The sequence below is a fragment of the Streptomyces capparidis genome, assembly GCF_054782095.1.
Map to the genome: position 1 here is coordinate 170,887 of NZ_BAAGTD010000004.1, position 23,840 is coordinate 194,726.

Consider the following 23,840-nt stretch of genomic DNA (forward strand, 5'->3'; position numbering starts at 1 on the left):
ATGGCACGCCCATTCGCCTCGCTGCGCTGGAAGATCACCGCTTTGGTGGCCACCGCCTGCTCCGTGGTGGCCCTGGGTATCGGTGTCCTCGTGCACACGGCGACGTACGAGCGCTCGCTCGCAGAGGGCAGGGCAAAGGCACTCGCCGAACTCCCCGGCGCGTTGCGGCTGTACGACCCCGCCAGGAGCCCCGGCGAACTGCCCCGCACCAAGGCGTTACCGCAGGCGCCCAGAGTGTACGACTCCGTCATCACTGACCCCGAGGAACTACCCCGTCCCCTCCGCGAACAGGTACGCAGGGCTGGCGGCAGTCCCCAGACCTGGTACGACACACGTGTGGCTCATGTGCCCTGGATGTGGGCCGCCCAGGAGTCCCACGGCCGATGGACGGGCGTCCGCGTCCCCATGGACCTCGACTGGCTCAGCCGTAAGGCACTCGACCGGCACATGGTGTACGCGGCGACAGCGGCGCTGGCCGCGGTGCTGCCGCTGTCGGCGCTGGGTACCGGGCTCCTGGTCCGCAGGCTGCGTCGGGTCGCCGCCACCGCGCGCCGCATCACCGACGGTGAACTCGATGCACGGACCGGCGGCCCGGGGCGGGGCAGGGACGAGATCGCGGACATCTCAGTGGCCGTCGACCGGATGGCGGACAGCCTGGAGCGGCGGCTGCGCGGCGAGCAGCGGTTCACCGCCGATGTGGCGCACGAACTGCGGACCCCGCTGATGGGACTGGTCACCTTGGCGGAACTGCTGCCCGGGAGCGAGGTGACCGATCTGGTGCGGGACCGGATCCGGGTGCTGCGTACGCTGGTCGAGGAACTCCTGGAGGTGTCGAGGCTGGACGCGGGCGTGGAACGGGCTGATCCGGTGACCGTTCCGCTGGGCGATCTGGTCGAGGATTCGGTACGGCGCACCGGGCTGGCGGTGCGCGTCTCGGCTGCGGCCGCCGGGACGGTACGCACCGATCCGCGGCGGCTGGACCGGATCCTCGCGAACCTGGTCGGCAACGCCCACCGTCACGGGCGGGCACCGGTCACGGTGACGGTGGACGGCGCCACCGTCGTGGTACGCGACCAGGGCCCGGGCTTCCCGGCAGAGCTGCTCACCCACGGGCCGCAACGCTTCCGGACCGGAACGGTCGAGCGCGGCCAGGGCCACGGCCTCGGGCTGACGATCGCGCTGGGCCAGGCACAAATCATCCGGGCGGGGTTGGAGTTCACCAACGCGCCCGACGGAGGCGCGACGGCCACACTGCGCCTCCCACCCGGCTGACCGACGCCCGTCAACGTGGCGACGCGCCTCCACGATCCACCAGCCGATCGTGGAGAAGGGCCGGCAGCCGCCTTGCGCGTGGCGCGCGACCGTGAGACGTGCTGCCGACCCTCGGCAAACGGTCACCTACCAGGAAGCCGTGACCCCGCCGCGGGCCGTCGAGCACCAGACTCCGAATCGAACCTGGTTCAGCCCGACCGCATCACGGCGTCCATGGACGGTGGGGGCGCCGCGTGAGACGCGGTGAGAAGGGCGCCGTGGACAGTGGAGGCCGCCGCCCGGGTGACATAGCGAGCGGTGTCCCGAGGCCATGCGTCACGTTCCTGGTGGATCAGGAGACAGACCGCGCCGTGCACGCCGGCACACAGCAGCCTGGCGGTTTCGGTGGTGCTGTCCACCGGTACCCCGGAATGGAGACAGGCCGCGACCTTGTCCCGGAAGTAGCGGAAACACGCGTCCTCGTTCCGGCGACTGGCCTCGGTGGCCTCGCCATCCATCACCAGCCGGTACTGGGAGGGATGGCGAAGCCCGAACGCGATGTAGGCGACGCAGGTTTCGTAGAGCGCCGTCACCGGATCCGGGACCCCCCGGGAGACTTCCTCCAACTCGATGAACAGTGAACTCCACACACGCAGGCACGTGGCGTGGACGAGTTCCCTCTTCGAGGCGAAGTGGAGGTAGACGGCCGGCGGGGTGACCCCCGCTCTTGTCGCCACCGCGCGGATCGTGAGAGCGTCGGCACCGCCCTCTTCGAGCAGTTGATCGGCGATGTTGAGAAGCTGCTCGCGGAGCAGCCCGCCCTGGCCCTTGGCGGCGCGAACGCGGGAGCCGGTCACAGGCGGGGACCTTCGGGCGAGAGCGACATCAGGACGTCTTCGGTTTGACGGCGGTGACCACCTGGGTCACCCGGGCGCACAGTTCACCTTCGGCGTCGTGCACGTCGACCTCGATGACGGTGTTGCGACCGACCCGCAGGGGGCGAGCTGTCGCGACGACGTCTGTGCGGGCCGGCCGAAGGAAGTGCGTGGTCGACTCCACGGTGGCCGGTGCGGCGCCGGCCGGACCGTTGAGCGCGGCGCACACGGCGCCGCTCACATCGGCGAGGCCCATCAGCGCTCCGCCATGGAGGCCACCGCCCACCGTGGAGAGCGAGAGATCGTGAGCCAGGGTGGCTCGAACGCCGGCTGCCGTCATCTCGTCGAAGACGACTCCGAGGGTCTTGGCGTACGGCGCGAGCGCGTAGACGTCTTCGGGTGCGAGTGAGGGCACGGGCTGCTCCCATCTGAGTTAAGAACGATAAGTTATCCGCGTTAACTCATGCCGTCAACCCTGGACTTCCGACCGGACGGCCGCCTGGCAATGAACGTGCGCAGCAGTCCCGCGGACGAGCCCGATGGTTGCGGTGCGGTGCGTGGGGCATCACGGGAGGTGGCCGCGCGGGAGCCGGACGGTGACGGTGGTTCCGACTCCCAGGTCCGAGCGCACGTCCACCTGTCCGCGGTGGGCGTGGACGATGGCCTCCACGATGGCCAGGCCGAGACCGGAACCGCCGTAGGCGCGGCTGCGACTGGCCTCGGCGCGCCAGAAACGCTCGAAGACGCGGGGCAGGTCTTCAGGGGAGATGCCAGGGCCGTTGTCGAGGACACTCAGCAGTACGGTCTCGCTGCTGAGGGCGACCTCGACGCGCACGGAGGTCTGAGCCGGAGTGTGCTGGACGGCGTTGCCGACGAGATTGCGCAGGACCTGTTGCAGGCGGGGGGCATCGCCGATGACGGGTGCAGGCGGTGCGGGAGCCATGGCGATGTCGCGTTGAGGGTAGATGATCTGGGCGTCCTCGACGACGCCGGCGGCCAGGATGGTGAGGTCCACATCGTCCTGCTCGACGGGTCGCCCGGCGTCCAGGCGGGCGAGCAGCGCGAGATCCTCCACGAGCAGACGCATCCGCCCCACTTCGTTCTCGATGTGGTCGAGTGCGGTTTCCAGGCCGGGGCCGGAAAGGCCGCCTTGGCGGTGCAGGTCGAGCCAGCCGGAGATGGTGGACAGGGGCGTGCGCAGTTCGTGGGAGGTGTCGGCGGCCAGCGAGCGAACGGTCGCCTCCGCGCGGGCCTGGGCGTCGAACGCCCGGTTGACCGCCTTGGCCAGCAGGTCGGCTTCGCTGCCGTTGCGGTGCGTGGGCAGCCGTTCGGTCAGGGAGCCCGCGGCGATGGCGTCGGCGCTGCGGGCCATGTGGGCGAGCGGGCGCATGCCGAGACGCAGAACGATGACGGACAGCGCCAACAGCGCCAGCAACGCGCCGCCGATCAGCACCAGTTGCCGTCTGATGAGTGCGTCGGTGGTGGCGTCGTCGACGGAGGTGTCGATGGTGAGGATGACCGTCGCCGGTGCCACGGTGCCTTCGGCGGGCCCGCGGTCGATGATCAGGCCGGGGCTGGGGATGCGTACGGCGCCGAGGTCGCCACCCTCCAGGGTGACCACCTTTCCTGTAGGTGCCGTCGCGCTGAGCGCGGCCACCTCGTGGGCGGCCCGGGACGCCGAGCCGGTGCTCAGCAGGACGTTGTTGTCCTCGTCGACGGCCACCGTGCCCAGGGGCGAACCGAGAAGGGCACCGAGTTGGTCGGCATTGGCGGTCTGCGGTCCCTGGCCGATGACCCGGGTCAGACGCTCGGCGTTCGCTTCGAGGGTGTCCTGGTTGCGCTTGTCCAGGAAGTCTTCCAGGAGGAAGGCGCTGATGACGGCGCTGGCGGCCAGTCCGACGACCAGGAGAACGGCCAGCCCGGCGAGCAGGCGCAGGCGGACGCTGGAGGAAGCCCAGGGAAGACGGCCGCGGATTCTCACGTGTCGTCCTGCTCTCGGAGTGAGTAGCCGACGCCGCGGACGGTGTGCAGCAGCGGCGTACGGCCATGGTCGATCTTGCGTCGGAGGTTGGAGATGAAACGCTCGACGACGACGGAGTCCCCGCCGAAGTCGTACTGCCACACGGCCTCGAGGATCTGGGCGCGCGAGAGGACCTGCCCCTGGTGACTCAGCAGGTAGTGCAGCAGCCGGTACTCGGTGGGGGAGAGTTCGACGATCCGGCCGTCTCGGCGGACTTCGTGACGGAGGTCGTCGAGCGTGAGGTCGCCACAGCGCAGGCGCGTTTCGTCGATGGCGGGGGTTCCGCCGTGGGCGCGGCGCAGCAGGGCCTGGAGGCGGGCGCCGACTTCGACGACGCTGAAGGGTTTGGTGACGTAGTCGTCGCCGCCCAGGCGCAGTCCGCGTACCCGGTCTTCGACGGCGTCGCGCGCGGTGAGGAAGAGGACGGGGACGTCGATGGCGCGGGCGCGCAGGAGTTGGAGGATCTCGAAGCCGTCGGCGCCGGGGAGCATCACGTCGAGGACGATGACGTCCGGGGGGCGGCGGGCGACCTGGTCGAGGGCTTCGCTCAGGTCGCCCGCCGTTTCGACGTCGAATCCGGCGAATTGCAGTGCCGAGATCAGCAGGCGCCTGATACCGGGATCATCGTCGATGACGAGGACGCGGTCGGTGTGGCCCGGCGTGTTGACGGCGTTCATGTGTGCTCCTGGTGGCGGCAGCGGCGGCCCGGCGTCTGCCGTTTCCGCCGCTTGCAGCGGACTCGGGGCGGATCCCGGTGGCGGCTGTGCTGCTCATGGTTCGTCACAGGTTTGCTGGAGTGGATTCCTTGACGGGGGCGTGCGGGGCCGCCGGTTCGGGGGCGTGGAAGTTCTCGCCCTCGACGTCGAGCTGGGGCAGCACGCGGTCAAGGCGTCGCGGCAGCCACCAGGCCCGGTCCCCGAGGAGTGCCAGGGTCGCCGGCACGAGGGTCATTCGCACCAGGAAGGCGTCGACCATGACGCCGAAAGCCAGGGCGAAGGCGATCGGCATGATGTCGGCGTCGTGGGAGAACAGGAAACTGACGAACACCGAGATCATGATGAGCGCCGCAGAAGTTACCACACGGGCGGCGTTGCGGGCTCCGTTGAGGATGGCCGTGCGGGCGTCGCGGTGGCGGTTGTAGTCCTCCCGCATGGCGGAGACGAGGAACACCTCGTAGTCCATGGCCAGCCCGAAGAGCACGGACATCACGATGATGGGCACGAAGCTGGCCACCGGACCCTCGCTGGGCACGCCCAGCAGGCCGGCCAGCCAACCCCACTGGAAGACTGCGACGGTGGCTCCGAAGGCGGCGCCCACGGACAGCAGGAACCCGATGGTCGCCTTGACCGGGATGGCGATCGACCGGAACGCGATCATCAGCAGGAGCAGGGAGAGGCCGACGACGACGATCACGAAGGGCACGAGTGCGCCTCTGAGCTTGTCGGAGACGTCGATGCTGACCGCGGTCATACCGGTGACGGCGACCTGGCTGCCGCTGGACTGCGCCAACGGCTGCATCTGGGTGCGCAGCCGGGAGACGAGGTTGCCGGTCTCCTCGGACCGCGGTCCGGAGTCGGGGATGATCTGGATGCGTGCCGCCGTCTCGTCCTCGGCCATGTCGACATCGCTGACGTCCGCGATGCCCCGGACCCCTCGCAGTACGTCCTCCACGGTGGTGGCCGTAGAGGTGACGGCGGCCGGGTCGTCGTTCTCGACGAGTACGACGAGGGGGCCGTTGGCGCCGGGACCGAAGGCGTCACTGATCACGTCGTAGGCCTGGCGGCTGGAGTTGCTCGTGGCGCTGGAACCCTCATCGGTGAGGGCCAGCTTCAGCTCCATGCCGGGAACGGCCAGGGCGATCAGCGCGGCGGTGCCCAGGATCAGGTTGCGTACGGGGTGGCGCAGGACGCCCTGGGTCCAGCGCACGCCCATCGTGGCCGTCCGGCCGTTGTGCGACGCCGACCGTATGGAGCGCTTACGGCCCAGGGGCAGGAACCTGCTGCGCCGGGCCGCGGACCGGGGTTCCTTGGGCGTGAGCCGGCGGCCGGCCATCCCCATCAGCGCGGGCAGCAGGGTCAGTGCGGTGATGACCGCGACCGCGACCGCTCCGGCCGAGGCCAGCCCCATGGAGGTGAGCATCGGCACACCGGCCACCGACAGACCGGCGAGCGCGATGAGGACGGTGGCGCCGGCGAATACAACGGCACTGCCCGCGGTGGCGGTGGCCCTGGCGATGGACTCCCGGACCGGCATACCGGCACCCAACTGGGCGCGATGACGGGAGAGGATGAACAAGGCGTAGTCGATGCCGACGGCGAGTCCGAGCATGATCGCCAGGGTGGGTGCGTTGTCGGAGACGTCGAACACCGTCGCCAACGCCATCATCGCGGCCACCGTACCGATGATGCCGAGCACCGCGGTGATCAGCGGCAGACCGGCGGCGCGCAGCGACCCGAACGTGATCACGAGGATGACCAGGGCCACGCCCAGTCCGATCAGCTCGCTGGGCCCCACGGGCGGATGCGAGGTTTCGTAAGGCTCACCGCCGTGGATGGTCCGCAGGCCCGCCTGCTCGGCCGCGCTCCCGGCGGCCTTCACCGCGTCCAGCGTGCCCGTCGGCACGTCGTCGGCCTCCTTCGTGGTGAAGGTGACCTCCGCCACCGCGGTGCGCCCGTCCTCGGAGACGGCGTCACGCTCGGACGGGTCACTGACCTCGCCGACCCCGGAGACCCGGGCCGTGGCCTCCAGCGTGGCCTCCAGGGACTTGCGCAGATCCGGCTCGGTCACCTTGCGGCCGGGCGGAGCCTGGAACACGATCTGCGCCGACTGGACGTCCGGCTCGGGGAAGTGCCTTTTCATCTTCGTCAGGGCCGTCTGGGCCGGCGACCCAGGGATGGAGCTGCTGTCGGCGAAGGAGCCGGCGAAGGAAACCCCCAGACCGACCACCGCAACGAGGGCCAGCAGCCATCCGATCAACATCGTTCGCCACCGACGAGCACCCAACGCGCCCAGCCGGTACAAGAGCGTAGCCATCAAGAATTCCCTCACTGCTCGGAAGACGACCCGCCACATCCTTCTCAAGGGACTTGACGACCTCCGCACAGAGAAACTGAGGGTTTCTTGACGGTTCGACCCCAGCACCGTCAGGCACGCCGATCACCAGGCACGGGCTGGGGTCTCTGACGTCCGCATCCCGGGGCGCTGGGCGCTCCGGGTTCGCACCACCCTGTCCGAGCGGCGTTACCGCAGGCAGGTGCGGCCCTGCCCGCCGTGGCAAGCGCCAACGCGGGCGCCCCGCCCCCCGCCTGGGACCGGTGGCGGCACCCCGGCGGCCGGCCCGTGGGCGGAGGCCGGCGCCCCGCGGATTCCGGCTGATGACATGTGTCACAGAGATTCAGGGCGAGGGATGGACAACTATTCGCATTGGCCATGGAATGCGGCGTCATGGAGGTGTACGTTCCGCTTCTCGGCCCGCCTGCCGCCATTTCGCCGCGGGCCCGCGGCTGCCTACGATCCGGGCGAAGGCAACCGCCATTCGACCCGTTCGGGAGAACCCCATGAAGTTAACGCTTCGCCGTGCCCTGCTGCCCGCGGCCGGGACCGCCGCGCTTCTGCTCACCCCGTTCCTCGGCGCACCGGCCACCGCCCAGCCCCGCGCCGCCGCGCCCGCGGCCCAGCCTGCCGAGCGCAGCGCCTCCCAGGCCGCCCCCGAGATGCGCCTGTCCGGGCTGCCCGAGTGCGTCAGGCCGGGCGGCAGGTGGTCCGAGTTCACCCTGACGGTGACGAACCCTGGCGAACCGACGTACCCGCAGGCCGTCTCCGAGGTGTCGTTCGACCCGTACAACGGCGACCACTTCACCGACACGCTCAGCCTGGAGTACCTGGAGCCGGCCACGGGCGCCTGGACGCCGCTGCGGCTGTACAACGGCGACCTGACGGTGTGGAGCCAGGTGACGCACACCGATCTCGAGCCGGGCGAGCGGATCGACGTCAAGCTGCGGTTCCGGCTGGCCGACACCTCCCGCAAGGGCGAGGCGTACACCGCGGGCTCGACGACGTTCCGGGCGGAGGACGGGACGGAGACCAGGGTGTTCACCCCCGGCACCAAGTGGCGCATCTCCCGGCTCTGCGCCGCCCCGCTCCCCGCGGCCACTCCCTGACGCCCCTCTCCGCGGGCGGGGCTCCGCGGCTGGATGGCGGGGGAACCGCGCCCAGGTCCACACGCACCGTGTCACGGTCCACAGGCTCCGGCCCGAGACCGGCCGCGCCGTGGACCCGGCGGGCAGGGGTTCATCCGCGCCGACCGGCGGCCGCGGTGCGGGCGGCGAACGATTCGCACGTTCCGGTCAGCTCCGGCAGGCGCGCAGGCTGGGACCGAAGTGCGGTGCGGCGAGGAGGCCCCCTTCGGCGTGCCGGCGCCGGCCCAGCGGAACGAGCAGGTTCAGCCGGCGGGCCCCGCGCACCGGCGGCGTGGTGGTGGTGGTGCGGCTCGCGTCCGCCGCCCGGTCACTGGCCGACCCGTCCGGGTTGCAGCACCTGGGTGAACAGCACCGTGCCGTCCTGCTCCCGCAGCCGCACGGTCAGTTCGCCGGAGCCGCCGTCGATGTCGACCTGGCCGAAGAACTGGTGGCCCTCGGCCGGTGAGACGTTCAGGGCGGTCGGGGATTTGACGAAGACCCGTTCCGGGCCGAACGTGGCGTCCAGGCGGCCCGCGGGGAACGAGCCGGCGTTGAGCGGCCCGGACACGAACTCCCAGAACGGCTCGAAGTCGCTGAAGGCCGCTTTGGCGGGCTGGTAGTGGTGCGCCGCGGTGTGGTGGACGTCGCAGGTCAGCCACACGGTGCCGGTGATCCGCCGGTGTTTGACGAACCGGAGCAGTTCGGCGATCTGCAACTCCCGGCCGAGTGGTCTGCCCGGATCGCCCTGCGCCACCGCCTCGAAGTTCGGCCTGCCCTCCGTGGTGTCCCTGACGATCAGGGCGAGCGGCAGGTCGGCGGCGATGACCTTCCAGGTCGCGCGGGAGGCGGCCAGTCCGGCCTTGAGCCATTCCAGTTGTCCGCGGCCCAGGACGCCCTGCGGGTCGCTGGTCTGCGTGTTCGGCGAGTTGGCGTTGCGGTGGGTGCGCATGTCGAGCACGAAGACGTCCAGCAGGGGGCCGTGGTGGACCACCCGGTAGATGCGGCCGTCCGGTCGGCGCAGGGTGGTGATGGGGAAGTACTCGCCGAACGCCCGCAGGGCGCGGGCGGCGAGGACGTCCACGCTGGTCACGGTGTAGCGGCGGTCGCCGGAGATCACCTGCCCCGGGTACCAGTTGTCGCGCACGTCGTGATCGTCCCACTGCACGATGGCGGGCACCCGGGCGTTGAAGCGGCGCATGGCGCCGTCGAGCAGGTTGTACCGGAAGTTGCCGCGGAAGTCGGCGAGGGTCTGCGCGACGTGGGACTTCTCCTCGGTGGTGAGGTTGCGGTAGGTCCGGCCGTCGGGCAGGGCGGCGGTGGCGGGGATCGGGTTGTCGGCGTAGATGGCGTCGCCGCTGTGCAGGAAGAAGTCCGGGTCCAGGGCGCCCATCGCGTTGAAGATCCGGTAACCGCCGATGTCGGGGTTGATGCCCCAGCCCTGTCCGGCCAGGTCGCCGGACCACACGAAGCGCACCCCGTCCCGGCGCCGGTCGGGTGCGGTGCGGAAGGTGCCGGTCACCGGCTGCCCGGCGCGCCGCGGATCGTCCGGATCGGCCAGGATCACCCGGTAGTGCACCTGGGTGCCGGGGGGCAGGCCCGGCAGCCGGACCGTGCCGGTGAAGTCGGTGCCGGCGCCCAGCAGCGGGCCGGGCCAGCGCCGGGCGTTGCGGAACGACTCGGTCGCCGCGGTCTCCACCACCATCCGCGCCGGCCGGTCCGACCGCACCCACACCAGGCCGGAGGTGGCCCCGACATCGCCGGCGCGCACTCCCCACAGGGCCGCCGGGCGGCCGGATCGGATCAGCGCCGGCGGCGCGCCCGTGGCCGCGGCGCCGCCGGGCGCCGCCACCGCGCCCGCGACGGCGGCGGCCGTGCCGTACAGCAGCGTCCTGCGGCGGACGCCCGCCGCGGGCTGCCCGCACTCCGGCGGACTCCCGGCGGGGGTGCGGGCCGGCCCGGAGGCCCGTCCGGTTCCATGCGTCATCGCGGTACCTCCGTGGTCGTCGGGCTCCGAGCGGGTTCGGCCCCACCGCGCCGACGGCCCGGGGGCGGGAACGGCCGGCGGACGGCTCCGGCCCACTGCCTGCGGCGGTTTCCGCCGCGGCGGCCGGGAGTCGCCGGTCGGCGCCGGCGGACGGGCGCGGGCCCGGCACCTGAGGCATCCGGCCGGGGCGCCGCGGCCGGCAGCCGTCCGGCCTGTCCTACTGGTGTAATACGGATGGGCAGTCGACGCCACCTCAGGCGTGCGCCGGCGTCGCCCGTTCGGCGGTGCCCCGGGTGTTGGCTGCCCGGGTCGCGGTGCCGCGGGCTCCGGTTCGGCTCAGCCGCGGGGCACGGCGGGGAGCAGGCCGCGTTCGGTCAGGGCGTCCCAGACGGCGAGCAGCAGCTCCGCGCACCCTGCCCCGGCGTCGAGCCGGATGACCTCACCGAGCAGCGGGAAGGCGCCGGGCCGGGCGGACACCGACGCGTAGACCTCGTGCACCCGCGCCTGGACCTCGTGGGTGTCCCAGTCCGGCCGGGTGGGGTCGCCCGGCCGGCCGCGGGCCCTGCGCACGGACTCGGCCACGGCCAGGTCCAGCACGACGGTCACGTCCGGGCCGTCGTCGATGCCCGCCGTCACGGCCCGATAGGTGTCCGTGGGCGCCATGCCGTGCTTCACCGCGAAGAACGCCATCTCGCTGAGCAGCCAGCGGTCCGCGAGCACGGGCCGGACGGGACGGTGCGGCCGGACCAGGAGCTCCAGGGAGGCGCGTTTGTCGTCGGCGACCGCCGAGAGGTAGGCGTCCCTGTTGCGGGGAGTCGGCCGGAACTTGCCCTCGATGAGGGCCGGCACCTGCCCGGCCGTCAGGTGGTTGGTGGTGAGCAGGCACAGCGGCGTCACCCGGTACAGGTCCCGCCAGAGCCGGAAGAGTGCTTTGCACAACGTGGTCTTCCCGGTGCCGTCGAGTCCTTCCACGGCCACGAAGGGGTACGGCCGGCTCATTCGACCCGTCCCGTTCCCGAACCGCTCGCGTACGGTGCGAACTGCCCGCGCCACGGGACCGCGGTGCTCACCAGGTCGGCCAGGCGGGTCTCGCCCAGCTCCTCGATCAGCAGCGGCAGCTCCCGCTCGGCCGCGAGTCCCGCGGTGACGGCCCGGCAGTAGGCCGCGCGCGCCGTCGGCTCGTCGCTCGCGCTCATCTGCGCCCGCAGGACGCGGGTCGACACCCCGTGCGCGACGGTCCGCACCGCGTGCAGCAGCGCCTCCCGGTGGACCGGCGCCAGGTGCGGCTCCCGCGACCGGTGGTGCACTCCGCGGTGCCGGATCACCGCGAAGAAGCCCACCCACCAGGCGCCCGCCTCGGCCGCCGCGGCCACGGCGTGCTGCCACGGCGCCCCGGGGGCCGCCGCTCCGCCGAACAGTGCGCGGGCCGCCGCCGCCGCGCTGTCCGCCAGGGCGTCGCTGTCCGCCGTCGCCGCCGGCTGTCCGTACTGCCGCGGAAGCTGCCACCAGTGCGACAGGTGCGCGGCGCGGAGCAGGCGCACCGCCTCGGCGGGGACCGGCGCGGTGGGCCGCCTGGTGAGGGAGGCGAGGCCGGTGCCGACGACGCCGGGCGGCGGCGTCCCCGCGGCGACGGTCCGGCGCCACGCGTCCAGGTGGTGGTGGAGCCGCTGCACCAGCAGGCTGTCGGCCTGGAGCTGCCAGGCGTCCCTCAGCGGCGGCCCCGGCGGCCCCGGCGGGAGGCGGGTGGTCACACGTCCTCCCGGTGGTGGTCACGGGGCCGCGCGAGGTGCTCTCGCCAGGGGTGCCGCGGGTCGGTGAGGTCGATGCAGTGCACCAGCCACCGCCTGTCGTCGGCGTCCAGGAACGGCAGCGCCGCCCGGAAGTCGACATGGTCCTTCTCCCGGGTGGCGCGGATCTTGTGGAGCATGAGGACCGCCAGGTTCAGGTGCGGGATGCCGGTCGGGGAGGTGCGGCCGAGCGCCGCGAGCGGCCGGCGGATCCGGGGGTCCCTCCGGGAGACCCACGTCTCGCCCTCGGTCTCGCCCAGTGTCACCTCCACCGACCAGGGGTCGGAGGGCGTGCGACGGCACCACAGGTCGCGCACGGCGGGGGGGATCGGCTCCCCGGACGGCCACGGGCCCAGCGGTCCGGCGCCGCACGGGTCCACCAGGTGCAGGTCCCACCCGGCCAGATGCCGTCGCAGCCGGTGCTGGTCGCGCCGCAGCACCAGCACATCGATGTCGGCATGGCGCCGCACGGTGCGGCCGATCGCCAGTTCGACGGCGTAGCCGCCCGCGATCCACCAGGGGAAGTCGGCGCCGGCCAGCACCGCGGCGATGTCCTCGGGCCGAACGGGGCACCACGGTCCGGGTTCCCCGGTCGGTTCCGCTCCGTGTCGCACGACCACCATCCTGACGATCGACGAGAGTTTTAGTATAGTTTGCCGCAATAGTGCGGTATGTCTAAGAAGCTGAGCGACAAAAACGTCAAGAACGTCAAGAAGCGTCAAGAACGTCAAGTCCTTTTCAGCCGTTGTCGAGCATGGAAGCGCAGGCAGATGACGGAGAGCGCCCGTGTGTCCGAACGGCTCGGGATGCCGCCGGATCTGAACGTCCCGGTCATGGCGACCGCCCTGCGCCGCGACGAGTACCCGGTCCACGTGTGCCGGGACGAGACCGGTGCGGTGGGACGGCTGTGCGCGGAGATCGACGGCAGACGGGTCGCGTTGATCACCGACGACGCGGTGGCCGAGCTGCACGCGCGCCGCCTGGCGCGCCGGCTGACGGAGACCGGGGTGAAGGTGGTGCTGACCTCCTTCCCCGCCGGGGAGGTCAGCAAGAACCTGGACACCGCGGTGCGGCTGCTGGACTGGCTGGCCGGCACCGAGCTGGCCCGCCGTGACGTGGTACTGGCGGTCGGCGGTGGCGTGGTCATCGACACCGTCGGCTGGGTGGCCAGCGCCTTCATGCGCGGCGTGCCCTACATCAACGTACCGACCACGCTGCTGGCCCACGTCGACGCGGCGCTGGGCGGCAAGGTCGCCGTCGACCACAGCACGGCCAAGAACCTGATCGGCGCGTTCTACCAGCCCAAGGCGGTCGTCTCCAACGTCGGCTACCTCGGCACGCTGCGCGCCCGCGAGCTGCGGGCGGGACTGGCGGAGGCCATCAAGAAGGGCATCATCGCCTCGCCGGAGCTGTTCCGGCTCATCGAGTCGGAGTACCCCGGCATCCTGGCCGCCGACCCCGCGGTCACCGCCCGGCTGGTGCACGGGGCCAGTCTCATCAAGTGCCGCCTGATCGAGAAGGACCCCTATGAGCGGGAGCTGAGGCGGCCGCTGAACTTCGGCCACACCGTCGGGCACGCGGTGGAGACGGTCACCGGCTACCGCCCGGTGCACCACGGCGAGGCGGTCGCCTTCGGCATGGCCTGCGACTCCCGGATCGCCGCACGCCGAGGACTGCTCGATCCGGCGCTGCTGCGGCGGATCACCCGGCTGCTGCGCAGCGTCGGGCTGCCCGTCACCCTCGCCGACCTGCCGGTGCGGCTGGACCCGGCCCGGGTGGTGGCCGCGCTGGAGCAGATCCGCAAGATCCGCGACGGCCATCTCCGCTTCGTGCTCCCGGTCGAGCTGGGGGAGACGGTGATCGCCGATGACGTGGCCGAGGAGGAGATCCGCTCCGCGATGGTGTCCACCGCCGGGACGGGGGAGGACGATGGCTGAGTGGGACGTGCTCGTGGTCGGCGGCCTCGGCGTGGACACCATCGTGCGGGTCCCCGCCCTGCCGCTGCCCGTGCAGGACACGATCCATGTCCCGCCGATCCGGCAGTATGTCGCCCACACCGGCAACGGCGTGGCGCTGGGCTGCCACCACCTCGGGCTGCGCACCCGGTTCGCGGCCGTGATCGGGGCGGACCGGGAGGGCGAGCTGATCCTCGACCACTACGCCCGGGTGGGCCTGCCCTTCGACCACTGGATCCATCCCAGCGGCACCAGTCGCAGCGTCAACCTGGTGGACCCGGGCGGCGGACGGCTGTCCCTGTACGACGGCCGCCATCCACCCGACATGGCGGTGCCCCCGGAGCTGTACCGCGCCGCTCTCGGCCGCACCCGCCACGCGCACGTCTCCATCGCGGAGTGGACGCGCAGCGTACTGGCGGAGGCGGTCGCCGCCGGCCTGTCCACCTCCAGCGACCTGCACGGCTGGGACGGCAGGGCCGAGTCCCGCGCGGACTTCGCCTACGGCGCGGACCTGGTGTTCGTGTCCACCAGCCGTCTGGAGGGCCGGGTCGAGGAGACCGCGGACGACATCACCGTCCGGGGCCGCGCCAAGGCCGTGGTGCTGATGGCCGGCGGCGACGGCAGCTACCTGAAGGTGCCGGGGCAGCCGCTGCGCCACGTGCCGGCCGTGCCGCTGCCGCCCGAGCAGGTGGTGGACACCAACGGCGCGGGCGACAGCTATGTGGCCGCCTTCCTCCACGCCTGGCTGTCCGGTCGGGACTGGCACACATGTGCCAGGGCGGGAACGCTGGCGGGCGCGTACGCGGTGCGCACGGCGGGCACGCACACCGCGTTCATCACCGCCGGGGAGCTGGACCGTGCCCTGGGCTGACCCCCGCTCCGGACCGCCGGGCCGCGGCCCCTCACCGCACCGGCAGTCCGGCACGGTCGCGGCCGAGGCGCTCGCCCGCCAGGACGACGCTGTCCCGCACGGTCACCCCGGCCGGCACGGTCGCCCCGGGCAGGACCACCGAGCGCAGCACCCGCGCGCCCGGCTCGATACGGCAGCCGGGGTGCAGCACGCTCTCCTCGACGACCGCCCCGGCCGGCAGGTCCGTGCTCGCCAGACCGCCCCGGCCGGCCAGACAGCGCGGCGCCGCGCCGGGCAGCGTGCGCGGCAGCGACTCCGGCGGGATCGGGTGCGGGTGCCCCACCAGCTTGAGCTGCTCGGAGTGGTACCGGTCGACGGTGCCGATGTCCGCCCAGTACCCCTCCACCGGGAACGCCCGCACCGGCCGCCCCTGCGCGATCATCTCCGGCAGCACGTCACGGCTGATGTCGTGCTGCCAGCCGTGCGGGCCGCGCGCCGCAAGCACGGCCAGCACCTCGCGCAGCGCGTCGACGCGCAGCAGGCAGAACGCGGTGAACACCAGGTCCGACACGGGATCTTCCGGCTTCTCCACCAGGGCCCTGACACGCAGGTCGGCGTCCACCTCGACCATCCCGAACAGCTTCACGTACCGGCGCTCGATGCGCTGGACACCGATGGTGCAGTGCGCGCCCGAGGCGCGGTGGGCGGCCACCATCGGCCCGTAGTCGCACACGTACACGTGATCGGCGTGGAGCACCAGCAGATCGGTGGCGCCGGGCGCGAACAGGTACTCCGCGTTGGCCAGCAGCGCGTCCGCGGTGCCGCGTTCGGCGGGGCGCCGCGGCAACGCCTGCCCGGGACGCAGCCCCCCGGCGCGCAGCAGCGCGTCGTGCGGCCCGAAGTGCAGCCTGGTCCCGGGACGGCCGTCCCAGTGCTCCAGCAGGTGGCGCACCAGGGCGGACTCGCGGTGCAGGGACAGCAGCACCAGCTCCGGCACCCGCGAGCGGACCACGTTCGCCACGCTGAAGTCGACCAGGCGGCACGAGGCCGCGTAGGGGACCAGCGGCTTGCACACCCGCGCGGTCAGCGGTCCCATCCGCTCACCGAGGCCGCCGGCCAGCAGGGCGCCGCGCACCCCGGCCGGGCTCACCAGGTCCTCCCGGCGCCCTCGCCGGCCGGCAGCAGCCGGCGCAGCATCGCCGCCGAGTTCGCCACCCCCTGCTCGGCCGGCAGGAGGGCGTCCTCGTGCTCCACGTAGACCACCCCCCGGTACCCCTCGTCGAGCAGCGCGGCCACGATGGCCGGCCACGGCAGGTCACCGCAGCCCAGCGCGCGGAACCGGATGGCCGGCCCGGGACCGTAGCGCAACCAGCCCGGCCCGTGCGGATCCTGCGCCCCGGGCCAGCGCTGGAGGTCCTTGGCGTGCACGGCCGCGAGCCGGTCGCCCCAGCCCCGCACGGCGCCCACCGGGTCGTGGCCGGTCGCGGCCAGGCTCGCCGGGTCCAGGCAGAGCCGCACCCCGTCGACGGCCGCGAGCAGCGCCCGCGCACTGGCCGGGTCGTAGACCGCCTGCTTGGGGTGCGGCTCGATCAGGGCCTGCACACCCAGCCGGGTGGCCAGCTCCAGGACCGGCCGTGCGGCCCGCGCCCACACACCGATGTTGTCCCGCCAGCTCACGTCGCTGCCCGGCCAGGACAGCCAGCGGCCGAAGTCCGGCATGCCGAGCATCAGCCGGACCTGCGGGGCGCCGATCCCGGCGGCCAGCCGGACGGTGGCCAACGCGGCGCGCAGGCCGTACGCCCACTTCTGCCCGGCCGGTCCGGCCAGGACCGGATCGGTGTGCGGCCCGTGCGGTCCGAGCAGGAGCTGCGTGTCGCGGCTGTTACTCACGCAGCCGGCCACCACCCGGGCGGCGTCCAGGGCCCGGTGCAGTTCCCGGTGGTGCCCGGGGTCCTCCAGCCGCCCGGCGTCGACCAGCTTGAGGGTGCTGTCGGTCGGCAGGTCCACCACGTCCGCTCCCTCTCGGCCGGCGACGCGCAGCGCGCCTTCCAGGCCGGCGGGCGCGAGGGACGCCAGGCACAGGCCCAGCCGGATCGGACCGTACGGCATGAGGTTGCTCCTTCCGTGCCGCCTGCGGCGCCGGACCGCGGGCCCCGCGCGCCCTCCGGCGGCCGGCTCGGGACCTCTCGCCCCGGCACCGCCCGCGGTCGCTCGCCGCGCCACGCCCGCGACGCGGCCGGTACCGCGGCGGGCGGACCACCGGCGCGGCGGGGCCCGGCCTGCTGTCAGCTTCGCAGCACCGCGCGCTGTCCGCACGCCGTCGCGCGCACCGCCGGACGCGGGTGCGCGCACCGTCCCCTGGGCGCCGCGGCGGATCGCCGCGGGTCCGCGCCGCCGCCCGCGGCTCGCACAGGGGCCGGCGCGGACGGCGGACGGACGGCGGGGGAGCGATGAACGCCCGGCCGCGGGTGCTGGTGCTCGGCGCGGGATACCTCGCCGGTCACATCGGCCGCACGCTGGTCGGCAGCGGCCACGCGGTGACGGTGAGCTCACGGCGCAGACCCGCGCTCCCCGAAGGGCTGGCCTGGCTCCCGGTCGACGTGCGCGAGCTGGGTGCGGTCCGCGCCGCGATCGACGCGGTCCGCCCGGAGGCGGTCGTCAGCGTGCACGGGCCCTCGGACATCACCGGCTGCGAGGCCGACCCCGGCCGGGCCGTCGCCGCGCACCGGGAGGGCGCCCGGCACCTGGCCGAAGCCGTGCGGGGCCGCCGGGTGCTGCTGGTCTCCACGGACAACGTGTTCGCCGGGGAGAAGGACAGCCATGCGGAGTCCGATCCCACCGCACCGGCCAACGCCTACGGCCGGGCCAAGCGCACGGCCGAGGAGATCCTGCTCGGAACCGGCAACTGCCTGGTGCTGCGGGTCAGCCTGGTCTACGGCTGGGACCTCGCCGGCCTGCGGCCGAACTTCTTCACCACCTGCGCCCGCACACTGGGCGCCGGCCGGCCGGTGGCGGTGCCCGACGACCTGTGGAACACCCCGGTGCTGGTGGACGACGCCGCCGCGTGGACCGCGGCGCTGCTGGACTCGGCGCACACCGGCGTGGTCCACCTCGGCGGCCCGCGCAGGCTGAGCAGGTTCGCCTGGGCGACGCACATCGCCCTCGGCCACGGCGTCGACCCCGCCCTGGTCACGCCCGTGCCCCGGGAGGGCACCGCCTACGCCTGCCGTCCGCGCAACGCCTGCCTGCACAGCGAACGGGCCGGCCGGCTGCCCGAACTCACCGGCCTGTCGCCGACCGACGTCCTCGACGCCAGCACCCGACTCATCTCCGACGCAAAGGATCGGCCATGACGTTCTCCCAGCTCTTCCTCGCCAGCAAGCGGGCCGCGGTCAGCTACGCGCCCGACCCGGACACCGGCCGCCTGCGGTCCTGGCTCGCGCCCGGCGGCACCGGCAACGTGGTGGCCGAGCAGGCCGGCGTGCTGGACGTGGCGTGGATCGCCAGCGCCGACACCCCCCACGACCACCGGGCCGCCGAGGAGAACCCGGACGGCCTGGTCCTCGGCCTGCCGTCCGGCCGCGACATCCGGGTGCACCTGCTGCGCCACGACCGCGAGACCTTCGACGTGGTGCAGACCCACCTGACCGCGCAGGTGCTGTGGGCGGCCATCAACCACGGCTGGGACACCTGGACCGCCCCCACCTTCGAGGCCGAGACCTACCGCGCCGCGGAGTGCTTCGAGGAGTTCACCAACGACTTCGCCGAGGCGCTGCTGAAGGACTCCGCCGACGCGACCGACCCCGCCTACCTGGTGCACGACTACCAGCTCATCGGCGTCCCCGCGAAACTGCGCGCCCAGCGGCCGACCGCCCCCGTGCTGCTGTTCATCCACGTCCCCTGGCCCGGCCCCGACTACTGGCGGGTGCTGCCCAAGCCGATGCGCACCGGCCTGCTGGCGGGCATGCTGCCCGCCACCACCATCGGCTTCTTCGCCGACCGGTGGGCCCGCAACTTCCTCGACTGCGTGGCCGACCTGTTCCCGGACGCCGAGGTCGACCGCGCCGCGGGCACCGTCAGCCGGGGCGGCCACCGCACCCGGGTGCGCACCATGCCGCTCGGCTACAGCCCGCTGACCATCGGCGGACGCACCCCCCGGCTGCCGCGGGACATCGAGCAGTGGGCGGGCGAAGGTCCCCTGGTCGTCCACAGCGGGCGGACGGACCCGATGAAGAACGCCCACCGCGCGGTGCGGGCGTTCACGCTGGCGGCACGCTCCGACGAGCGTCTGCGCGACGCCAGGATGCTGGTACGGATGAACCCCAACCGGCTGTATGTCCAGGCCAACGCCGACTACGTGCGCGAGGTCCGCCGGGCCGTGACCGAGGCCAACACCGCACTGGACCGGGAGGCGGTGCGCTACCACTGCGACAACGAGGTCGAACACACCCTCGGCTGCTTCCGCCGCGCCGACCTGCTGGTGTTCAACTCCACCGTGGACGGCCAGAACCTCTGCGCCTTCGAGGCGACCCTGGTCAACGCCCGCGACGCCGAGATGGTCCTGTCGGAAGGCTGCGGAGCGGCCGAGCTGCTCGGCCCGGTCTGCCGCACCGTCAACCCATTCGACCTCGTGGAACAGGCCGAGGCCATCACCGCCGGGCTCACCGCACCCGCCGGCCGCCGCGCCGAGGCCGCCGCGCGGCGCCGCGCCGCCGCCGAGCCGTGGACCCTGGAGGCATGGGTGCGCGCCCAGCTCGACGATCTGGAAGCCGATCACCGCGAGTCCACCCGCAGCGGCCCCGCCCGAGGGGGCGGAGCGCGATGAGCGAGGCGGTGACGGACCCGCGGCGGGCCGCCCAGCACAGCCTCGGCGACACCGTGCTGGTCAGGGGCGAGGGCGTGCGCTGCTGGGACAGCACCGGGCGCGAGTACCTGGACTGCATCTCGGGGACGTTCAACCTCCTGCTCGGACACAACCACCCCGAGGTGATGGCGGCGGTACGCGAGCAAACCGAGGAATTGGTGTTCGCCAACTCCTCCTTCCAGACCCTGGCCACCAACCGCGTGATGGAGGAGCTGGTCAAGCTCAGCCCCGCCAACCTCACCCGGGTCAACCTGCGCAGCTCGGGCGGCTCCACCGCCAACGAGGGCGCGATCAAGATCGCCCAGTACCACACCGGGTGCCGCGACGTGATCGTGCCGTTCCGGGGGCACGTGGGACAGACCCTGGCCGCCGCCGGACTCAACGGCAGCAGCAGGATGCGCGCGCCCTTCCCGCACCGCTTCCCCGGCGCGCTGCACGTACCGGGGCCCTACTGCCTGCGCTGCTTCTACCGGCAGACACCGGACACCTGCGGGATGCTGTGCGTGGAGCGGATCGACGACTTCATCACCTACGCCGGCTCCGGCAGCGTCGCCTGCGTGCTGGTGGAGCCCATCAGCGGAGTGGGCGGCAACGTCGTCCCGCCGACCGGTTACCTCAGGCAGTTGAAGGAGTTCTGCGACGCCCGCGGCATCCTGCTGATCTTCGACGAGATCCAGACCGCCTTCGGCCGCACCGGGCAGATGTTCGCGGCCGACCTGTTCGGCGTGCAGCCGCACATGATGACCCTCGCCAAGGGGCTGACCGGCAGCGGGCTGCCCCTGGCGGCCATCCTCACCGAGGAGTGGATGGCCGACTGGGACCGCTCCCTGCACGGCTTCACCTACGGCGGGCACAACCTTGCCGCCGCCGCCGCGGTGAAGACCCTGGAGATCGTCCAGCGCCCCGGGTTCCTGGACAACGTCCGCCGCACCGGCGCCGTCCTGACCGACCGGCTGCGCGCCCTCGGCCAGGACCACCCGGTCATCGGCGACGTCCGAGGCCCCGGCCTGATGCTGGGAGTGGAGCTGGTGCGCCCGGACGGCTCGGCGGCGGTCGAGCAGGCCAACGCCTACCAGCGCGAGCTGCAACGGCACGGCGTCCTCACCCGGGTGTCCGAGCACGGCCTGGGCAACGTCATCGAACTGCGCCCGCCGCTGATCACCACCCCCGAGGACGCACACCTGATCGCCGACCGCTTCGGCGACGCGCTGCACACCCTCGGATGAAGGTGGTACTGGAGCCGGACGGCCCGCGCCTGGACGCGGCGCCGCCGCGGCGACCCGCGGGTGAGCACACCGTGCGCGTCCGGATCGAAGTGGCCGGGCTGTGCCGGTCCGACCTCAAGGAGGTCGCCGGCCGCAGACCGGGCACGAGTCAGTTCGGACACGAACTCGTCGGCGTGGTCGAGGAGTCCACGCTCGACGCGCTGCCGCCCGGGGAGCGCGTCGGCCTGGACCCCAACGTCCCCGTCCGGCGCGGCACGGGCTTCGCCACCGCCATGTGGGCGGCCGGCCCCGCCGACCGGCTCACCGAGGCGCTGCCGGTGCTGCCCCACCGCGCCGACGCCCGCCGGCTGGTGTTCGCCGAGCCGCTGGCCTGTGCCCGGCACTGCCTCGGCGCGATCACCCGCCACCTCGGCCGCGGCCTGGCCGGGCTGCGCCTCGGCGTGCTCGGCGCGGGCAACGCCGGAGTGCTCATCGCCGCCCTCGCCGACGCGCGGGGCGCCGCCGTCGTGCTGGGCAACCGCGGCGAGGACCGCGCGGCGTTCCTGCGCGAGCGCGCCGTGCTGAACGCGCCGATCGGCCCCTTGTCGTCGCTGCCCACCGACGGCCTGGACGTGGCGGTGGTGGCCACCAGCTTCGTCCTGCCCGAACTGCTCGGCCACGCGCTGCGCGCCACCGCCCCGGGAGGGCTGGTCGTCCTCTACGGCGGCACCGCGCCCGGGGACGCCCTGCCCGGACTGGACTGCGACCTCGACGCGACGCGCCGCCGCGAGCGCGTGGTGGCCGCCCGGTGGCGGGGCAAGGACGTCCGGGTCGGCGGCAGCTACGGCACCGCGCCCGGCGACTTCGGCGCGGCGGTGCGGGCGCTGTCGCGGCCCGCCCCCGCCGGGCCGCGGGTGGAGCGCCTGATCACCCGCGAGATCCGGCTCGCCGACCTGCCCGGCGTCCTGCGGGACCCGGCCGCCGCGCGCCTGCTGGGCAAGACCCTGGTCTGGCCGTGAGCCGGCGCCGGACCCGCCCCGGCCCGCCCGCGGCGACGGGCGGGCACGGCGTCCACCACCAGGCGGAGCCGGTCACGGCGCCCACTCGGCCCAGGACGGTACCCCGCGCGGCGCGGCGGCCGGCGGGTGCCGGTCCAGGTGGCGGACGCAACCGATCAGCCCATGGTCGTCGTCGGGCTCGGCCGCGCACAGCATGCCGGCCACGTCCTCGGGCCGGACGCCGAAGCAGCCCACCTCACGCAGCGCCTCGCCCAGCCGGGCCAGGTACACCGGGCCCGCGGCACGGGCGAACCCCCCCATGACGATGAACCGGCGCACCCCCAGCGCCGCGTGCACACCGGACAGGGCCCACGCCAGGTGGCCCAGCCCCGGCCCCACGGCCCGCAGGGCGAAGGGGTCCCCCCGGCGAACGGCGTCGGCCACGTCGGGAGCGCCCAGCGCCGCCGGATCGCCCCCGCCGGCCCGGCACAGCGCCGAACGGGCGAAGGCGACCGGATGCCGTACCGCCAGGGCGCGGGCGCAGGCCAGCGCGCCCCGGCCGGACGCCACCGCGCCCAGATGCCCGCGCCCCCCGCAGTCGCAGCGCGGCGCGGACGGCGACCGGTCCACCCGCAGGTGCCCGATCTCCCCTCCCTGCCCGTCCTCGGGCACCAGCACCTCCCCCCGCCGGAAGACCTTGTTGCCGACCCCCGAGCTGACCGTGACCATGCAGAAGAAGTCCTCGCCCCCGTCGGCGCCGTCCACATACCGCCAGCCCGCCGCGGTGACGTCGTTGAGCACCCGCACCGGCACACCCAGCTCGCCGGCGACCACGTCCCCCAGGGCCACCACCGCTCCGTGCGGCCCCCACACGGTGGGCGCGCCCGTCACCCTCCCGCGCCCGTCGACCGGCCCCGCGAAGGCCACGCACACCGCGGTCACCGGGCGCGGGGCGCGGCGGGCCTGCTCCCTCAGGGCCCGCACCAGTTGCGCGACCACCCGTTCCTGGAGCGCCGCCACCGGAGTCCCCGGGCAGCGCTCGGCCCCCTGCACGGCCTCGCGCCGCACCCCCCGCACCACCGCCGCGCCGGGCTCGGCCCAGCCGGTGCGCAGGCTCGTCCCGCCGACGTCGGCCACCAGGTACAGCCCGGCCGCCATCAGCGGCTGGCCTGGAAGACGAACAGGTGCACGTCCTCGGACGAGTCGTTGCGCAGCCCGTGCTCGCCGAAGGGCCGGTTCACCACGATGTCACCGGCCGAGACGGTGAAGGCGTCCCCGTCGAGGAACATCGTGGCCGTTCCGCGCAGCAGCACGTACCACTCCTCGTCGTCACCGTGCCGGTGACGGCCGATCTCCGAGCCCGGCGGTACGACCGCCAGGTCGATGAAGTCCACCTGAGCCCCGCCCGGCCGCCGCTGGAACGGCCGGAAGACCCGCACGCTCCCCGCCCCGCCGTGGCACCCGTGCAGCAGCCGCAGCCCATCGTCCACCGTCCCGCGAACACGCCGCATGCACCCACCGCCGATCCCTCCGGAAGCCTCCACCGCACGCTGATGACCCACCAGCCGCCGTGAACAGTACTTCCATGATTGACAGCAAATATGCGGCGAAAAGTCCGAAAGAGGACGAGCGGTCGGCCCGGAGTCGAACGCGAACCCACCCGCAGAAGTACGGCGATCCCACCAGCACACGACCGGAAGAACTCACACACCAAGGCCTACTCGGGCCCGCCGGGCAGGCGGTGGCACGACGGCTCGCCGGCCTCTCATACGGACCGGTGCGGGGTCCGGCGCCCAGTGCTGGGCGACCGCCACCGCCGTCCTCGAGATGCCCGGGACCTCGAACACGAGGAGCCGCCCCCGGGCACCAGGAG

21 protein-coding genes are annotated in these 23,840 nt (G+C 73.3%); 8 read left to right on the plus strand and 13 right to left on the minus strand.

Going from position 1 to position 23,840, the window contains the following annotated elements; translation table 11 throughout:
- A complete protein-coding gene (locus ACYVO2_RS05510) occupies window positions 1-1,272 on the plus strand; it encodes a sensor histidine kinase (RefSeq protein WP_461006444.1) in 1,272 nt (423 codons plus the stop codon).
- A gap of 188 nt (window positions 1,273-1,460) precedes the next feature.
- Here ACYVO2_RS05510 and ACYVO2_RS05515 read toward each other — a convergent pair whose 3' ends face one another.
- The 5 genes from ACYVO2_RS05515 to ACYVO2_RS05535 form a co-directional block, all read right to left on the minus strand.
- On the minus strand, window positions 1,461-2,108 hold the full coding sequence (locus tag ACYVO2_RS05515; RefSeq protein ID WP_461006445.1) for a TetR/AcrR family transcriptional regulator: 648 nt from the start codon (window positions 2,106-2,108) through the stop codon (window positions 1,461-1,463).
- 28 nt (window positions 2,109-2,136) lie between these two features.
- Window positions 2,137-2,541 (minus strand): PaaI family thioesterase, encoded by a 405-nt coding sequence (locus ACYVO2_RS05520; RefSeq protein ID WP_461006446.1) that lies wholly within the window; start codon window positions 2,539-2,541, stop codon window positions 2,137-2,139.
- A gap of 150 nt (window positions 2,542-2,691) precedes the next feature.
- Window positions 2,692-4,107 (minus strand): sensor histidine kinase, encoded by a 1,416-nt coding sequence (locus ACYVO2_RS05525; RefSeq protein WP_461006447.1) that lies wholly within the window; start codon window positions 4,105-4,107, stop codon window positions 2,692-2,694.
- Entirely contained in the window at window positions 4,104-4,823 is a 720-nt protein-coding gene (locus ACYVO2_RS05530) for a response regulator transcription factor (protein ID WP_461006448.1), read from the minus strand. The genes ACYVO2_RS05525 and ACYVO2_RS05530 overlap by 4 nt, the downstream gene beginning before the upstream one ends.
- Before the next feature lie 103 nt (window positions 4,824-4,926).
- On the minus strand, window positions 4,927-7,179 hold the full coding sequence (locus tag ACYVO2_RS05535) for an MMPL family transporter (protein ID WP_461006449.1): 2,253 nt from the start codon (window positions 7,177-7,179) through the stop codon (window positions 4,927-4,929).
- 524 nt (window positions 7,180-7,703) lie between these two features.
- On the opposite strand from ACYVO2_RS05535, the gene ACYVO2_RS05540 reads away from it, so the two are divergent.
- Window positions 7,704-8,306: a hypothetical protein gene (locus ACYVO2_RS05540; protein WP_461006450.1), complete on the plus strand. Its 603-nt coding sequence runs from the start codon at window positions 7,704-7,706 to the stop codon at window positions 8,304-8,306.
- A 346-nt stretch (window positions 8,307-8,652) separates the two neighbouring features.
- Here ACYVO2_RS05540 and ACYVO2_RS05545 read toward each other — a convergent pair whose 3' ends face one another.
- The 4 genes from ACYVO2_RS05545 to ACYVO2_RS05560 form a co-directional block, all read right to left on the minus strand.
- On the minus strand, window positions 8,653-10,308 hold the full coding sequence (locus ACYVO2_RS05545) for an alkaline phosphatase D family protein (protein WP_461006451.1): 1,656 nt from the start codon (window positions 10,306-10,308) through the stop codon (window positions 8,653-8,655).
- A 336-nt stretch (window positions 10,309-10,644) separates the two neighbouring features.
- The gene (locus ACYVO2_RS05550; RefSeq protein ID WP_461006452.1) at window positions 10,645-11,307 is read right to left on the minus strand and encodes a nucleoside/nucleotide kinase family protein; all 663 of its coding nucleotides are present in this window, start codon (window positions 11,305-11,307) and stop codon (window positions 10,645-10,647) included.
- On the minus strand, window positions 11,304-12,059 hold the full coding sequence (locus ACYVO2_RS05555; protein WP_461006453.1) for a hypothetical protein: 756 nt from the start codon (window positions 12,057-12,059) through the stop codon (window positions 11,304-11,306). The genes ACYVO2_RS05550 and ACYVO2_RS05555 overlap by 4 nt, the downstream gene beginning before the upstream one ends.
- Window positions 12,056-12,709, minus strand: a complete 654-nt coding sequence (locus tag ACYVO2_RS05560; RefSeq protein ID WP_461006454.1) for a nucleotidyltransferase domain-containing protein — start codon at window positions 12,707-12,709, stop codon at window positions 12,056-12,058. The genes ACYVO2_RS05555 and ACYVO2_RS05560 overlap by 4 nt, the downstream gene beginning before the upstream one ends.
- 174 nt (window positions 12,710-12,883) lie before the next feature.
- Between ACYVO2_RS05560 and aroB the strand changes: the two genes are divergently transcribed.
- Together aroB and ACYVO2_RS05570 are read left to right on the plus strand one after the other, a co-directional pair.
- Window positions 12,884-14,032, plus strand: a complete 1,149-nt coding sequence (aroB, locus tag ACYVO2_RS05565; protein ID WP_461006455.1) for a 3-dehydroquinate synthase — start codon at window positions 12,884-12,886, stop codon at window positions 14,030-14,032.
- Window positions 14,025-14,921, plus strand: coding sequence for a carbohydrate kinase family protein (locus ACYVO2_RS05570; protein WP_461006456.1), 897 nt, complete (start codon window positions 14,025-14,027; stop codon window positions 14,919-14,921). Before aroB ends, ACYVO2_RS05570 begins: the two co-directional genes overlap by 8 nt.
- A gap of 31 nt (window positions 14,922-14,952) precedes the next feature.
- On the opposite strand, the gene ACYVO2_RS05575 is transcribed toward ACYVO2_RS05570, so the two are convergent.
- Together ACYVO2_RS05575 and ACYVO2_RS05580 are read right to left on the minus strand one after the other, a co-directional pair.
- On the minus strand, window positions 14,953-16,050 hold the full coding sequence (locus ACYVO2_RS05575) for a sugar phosphate nucleotidyltransferase (RefSeq protein ID WP_461006457.1): 1,098 nt from the start codon (window positions 16,048-16,050) through the stop codon (window positions 14,953-14,955).
- A complete protein-coding gene (locus ACYVO2_RS05580; RefSeq protein WP_461006458.1) occupies window positions 16,047-17,009 on the minus strand; it encodes a sugar phosphate isomerase/epimerase family protein in 963 nt (320 codons plus the stop codon). The genes ACYVO2_RS05575 and ACYVO2_RS05580 overlap by 4 nt, the downstream gene beginning before the upstream one ends.
- 341 nt (window positions 17,010-17,350) lie before the next feature.
- On the opposite strand from ACYVO2_RS05580, the gene ACYVO2_RS05585 reads away from it, so the two are divergent.
- The 4 genes from ACYVO2_RS05585 to ACYVO2_RS05600 are packed head-to-tail and all read left to right on the plus strand — an operon-like array spanning window position 17,351 to window position 21,988.
- Window positions 17,351-18,253, plus strand: coding sequence for an SDR family oxidoreductase (locus ACYVO2_RS05585; protein ID WP_461006459.1), 903 nt, complete (start codon window positions 17,351-17,353; stop codon window positions 18,251-18,253).
- Window positions 18,250-19,725: a trehalose-6-phosphate synthase gene (locus ACYVO2_RS05590; RefSeq protein ID WP_461006460.1), complete on the plus strand. Its 1,476-nt coding sequence runs from the start codon at window positions 18,250-18,252 to the stop codon at window positions 19,723-19,725. The genes ACYVO2_RS05585 and ACYVO2_RS05590 overlap by 4 nt, the downstream gene beginning before the upstream one ends.
- Window positions 19,722-20,990, plus strand: a complete 1,269-nt coding sequence (locus ACYVO2_RS05595) for an aspartate aminotransferase family protein (RefSeq protein ID WP_461006461.1) — start codon at window positions 19,722-19,724, stop codon at window positions 20,988-20,990. The genes ACYVO2_RS05590 and ACYVO2_RS05595 overlap by 4 nt, the downstream gene beginning before the upstream one ends.
- Entirely contained in the window at window positions 20,987-21,988 is a 1,002-nt protein-coding gene (locus tag ACYVO2_RS05600; RefSeq protein ID WP_461006462.1) for an alcohol dehydrogenase catalytic domain-containing protein, read from the plus strand. The genes ACYVO2_RS05595 and ACYVO2_RS05600 overlap by 4 nt, the downstream gene beginning before the upstream one ends.
- A gap of 72 nt (window positions 21,989-22,060) precedes the next feature.
- Here the strand turns inward: ACYVO2_RS05600 and ACYVO2_RS05605 are convergent, their stop codons facing one another.
- Together ACYVO2_RS05605 and ACYVO2_RS05610 are read right to left on the minus strand one after the other, a co-directional pair.
- Window positions 22,061-23,125, minus strand: a complete 1,065-nt coding sequence (locus tag ACYVO2_RS05605) for an ROK family protein (RefSeq protein ID WP_461006463.1) — start codon at window positions 23,123-23,125, stop codon at window positions 22,061-22,063.
- Complete coding sequence (locus ACYVO2_RS05610; protein WP_461006464.1) at window positions 23,125-23,478, minus strand: cupin domain-containing protein; 354 nt, start codon at window positions 23,476-23,478, stop codon at window positions 23,125-23,127. Before ACYVO2_RS05610 ends, ACYVO2_RS05605 begins: the two co-directional genes overlap by 1 nt.
- Window positions 23,479-23,840 lie beyond the last annotated feature (362 nt).

Bases quoted from the DNA above. Each gene is read 5' to 3' on its own strand.
- ACYVO2_RS05540 (WP_461006450.1), top strand. From the start codon at position 7,704: ATGAAGTTAACGCTTCGCCGTGCCCTGCTGCCCGCGGCCGGGACCGCC.
- ACYVO2_RS05550 (WP_461006452.1), bottom strand. From the start codon at position 11,307: ATGAGCCGGCCGTACCCCTTCGTGGCCGTGGAAGGACTCGACGGCACC.
- ACYVO2_RS05580 (WP_461006458.1), bottom strand. From the start codon at position 17,009: ATGCCGTACGGTCCGATCCGGCTGGGCCTGTGCCTGGCGTCCCTCGCG.
- ACYVO2_RS05585 (WP_461006459.1), top strand. From the start codon at position 17,351: ATGAACGCCCGGCCGCGGGTGCTGGTGCTCGGCGCGGGATACCTCGCC.
- ACYVO2_RS05600 (WP_461006462.1), top strand. From the start codon at position 20,987: ATGAAGGTGGTACTGGAGCCGGACGGCCCGCGCCTGGACGCGGCGCCG.
- ACYVO2_RS05530 (WP_461006448.1), bottom strand. From the start codon at position 4,823: ATGAACGCCGTCAACACGCCGGGCCACACCGACCGCGTCCTCGTCATC.
- ACYVO2_RS05595 (WP_461006461.1), top strand. From the start codon at position 19,722: ATGAGCGAGGCGGTGACGGACCCGCGGCGGGCCGCCCAGCACAGCCTC.
- ACYVO2_RS05510 (WP_461006444.1), top strand. From the start codon at position 1: ATGGCACGCCCATTCGCCTCGCTGCGCTGGAAGATCACCGCTTTGGTG.
- ACYVO2_RS05610 (WP_461006464.1), bottom strand. From the start codon at position 23,478: ATGCGGCGTGTTCGCGGGACGGTGGACGATGGGCTGCGGCTGCTGCAC.
- ACYVO2_RS05605 (WP_461006463.1), bottom strand. From the start codon at position 23,125: ATGGCGGCCGGGCTGTACCTGGTGGCCGACGTCGGCGGGACGAGCCTG.
- ACYVO2_RS05590 (WP_461006460.1), top strand. From the start codon at position 18,250: ATGACGTTCTCCCAGCTCTTCCTCGCCAGCAAGCGGGCCGCGGTCAGC.
- ACYVO2_RS05570 (WP_461006456.1), top strand. From the start codon at position 14,025: ATGGCTGAGTGGGACGTGCTCGTGGTCGGCGGCCTCGGCGTGGACACC.
- ACYVO2_RS05535 (WP_461006449.1), bottom strand. From the start codon at position 7,179: ATGGCTACGCTCTTGTACCGGCTGGGCGCGTTGGGTGCTCGTCGGTGG.
- ACYVO2_RS05545 (WP_461006451.1), bottom strand. From the start codon at position 10,308: ATGACGCATGGAACCGGACGGGCCTCCGGGCCGGCCCGCACCCCCGCC.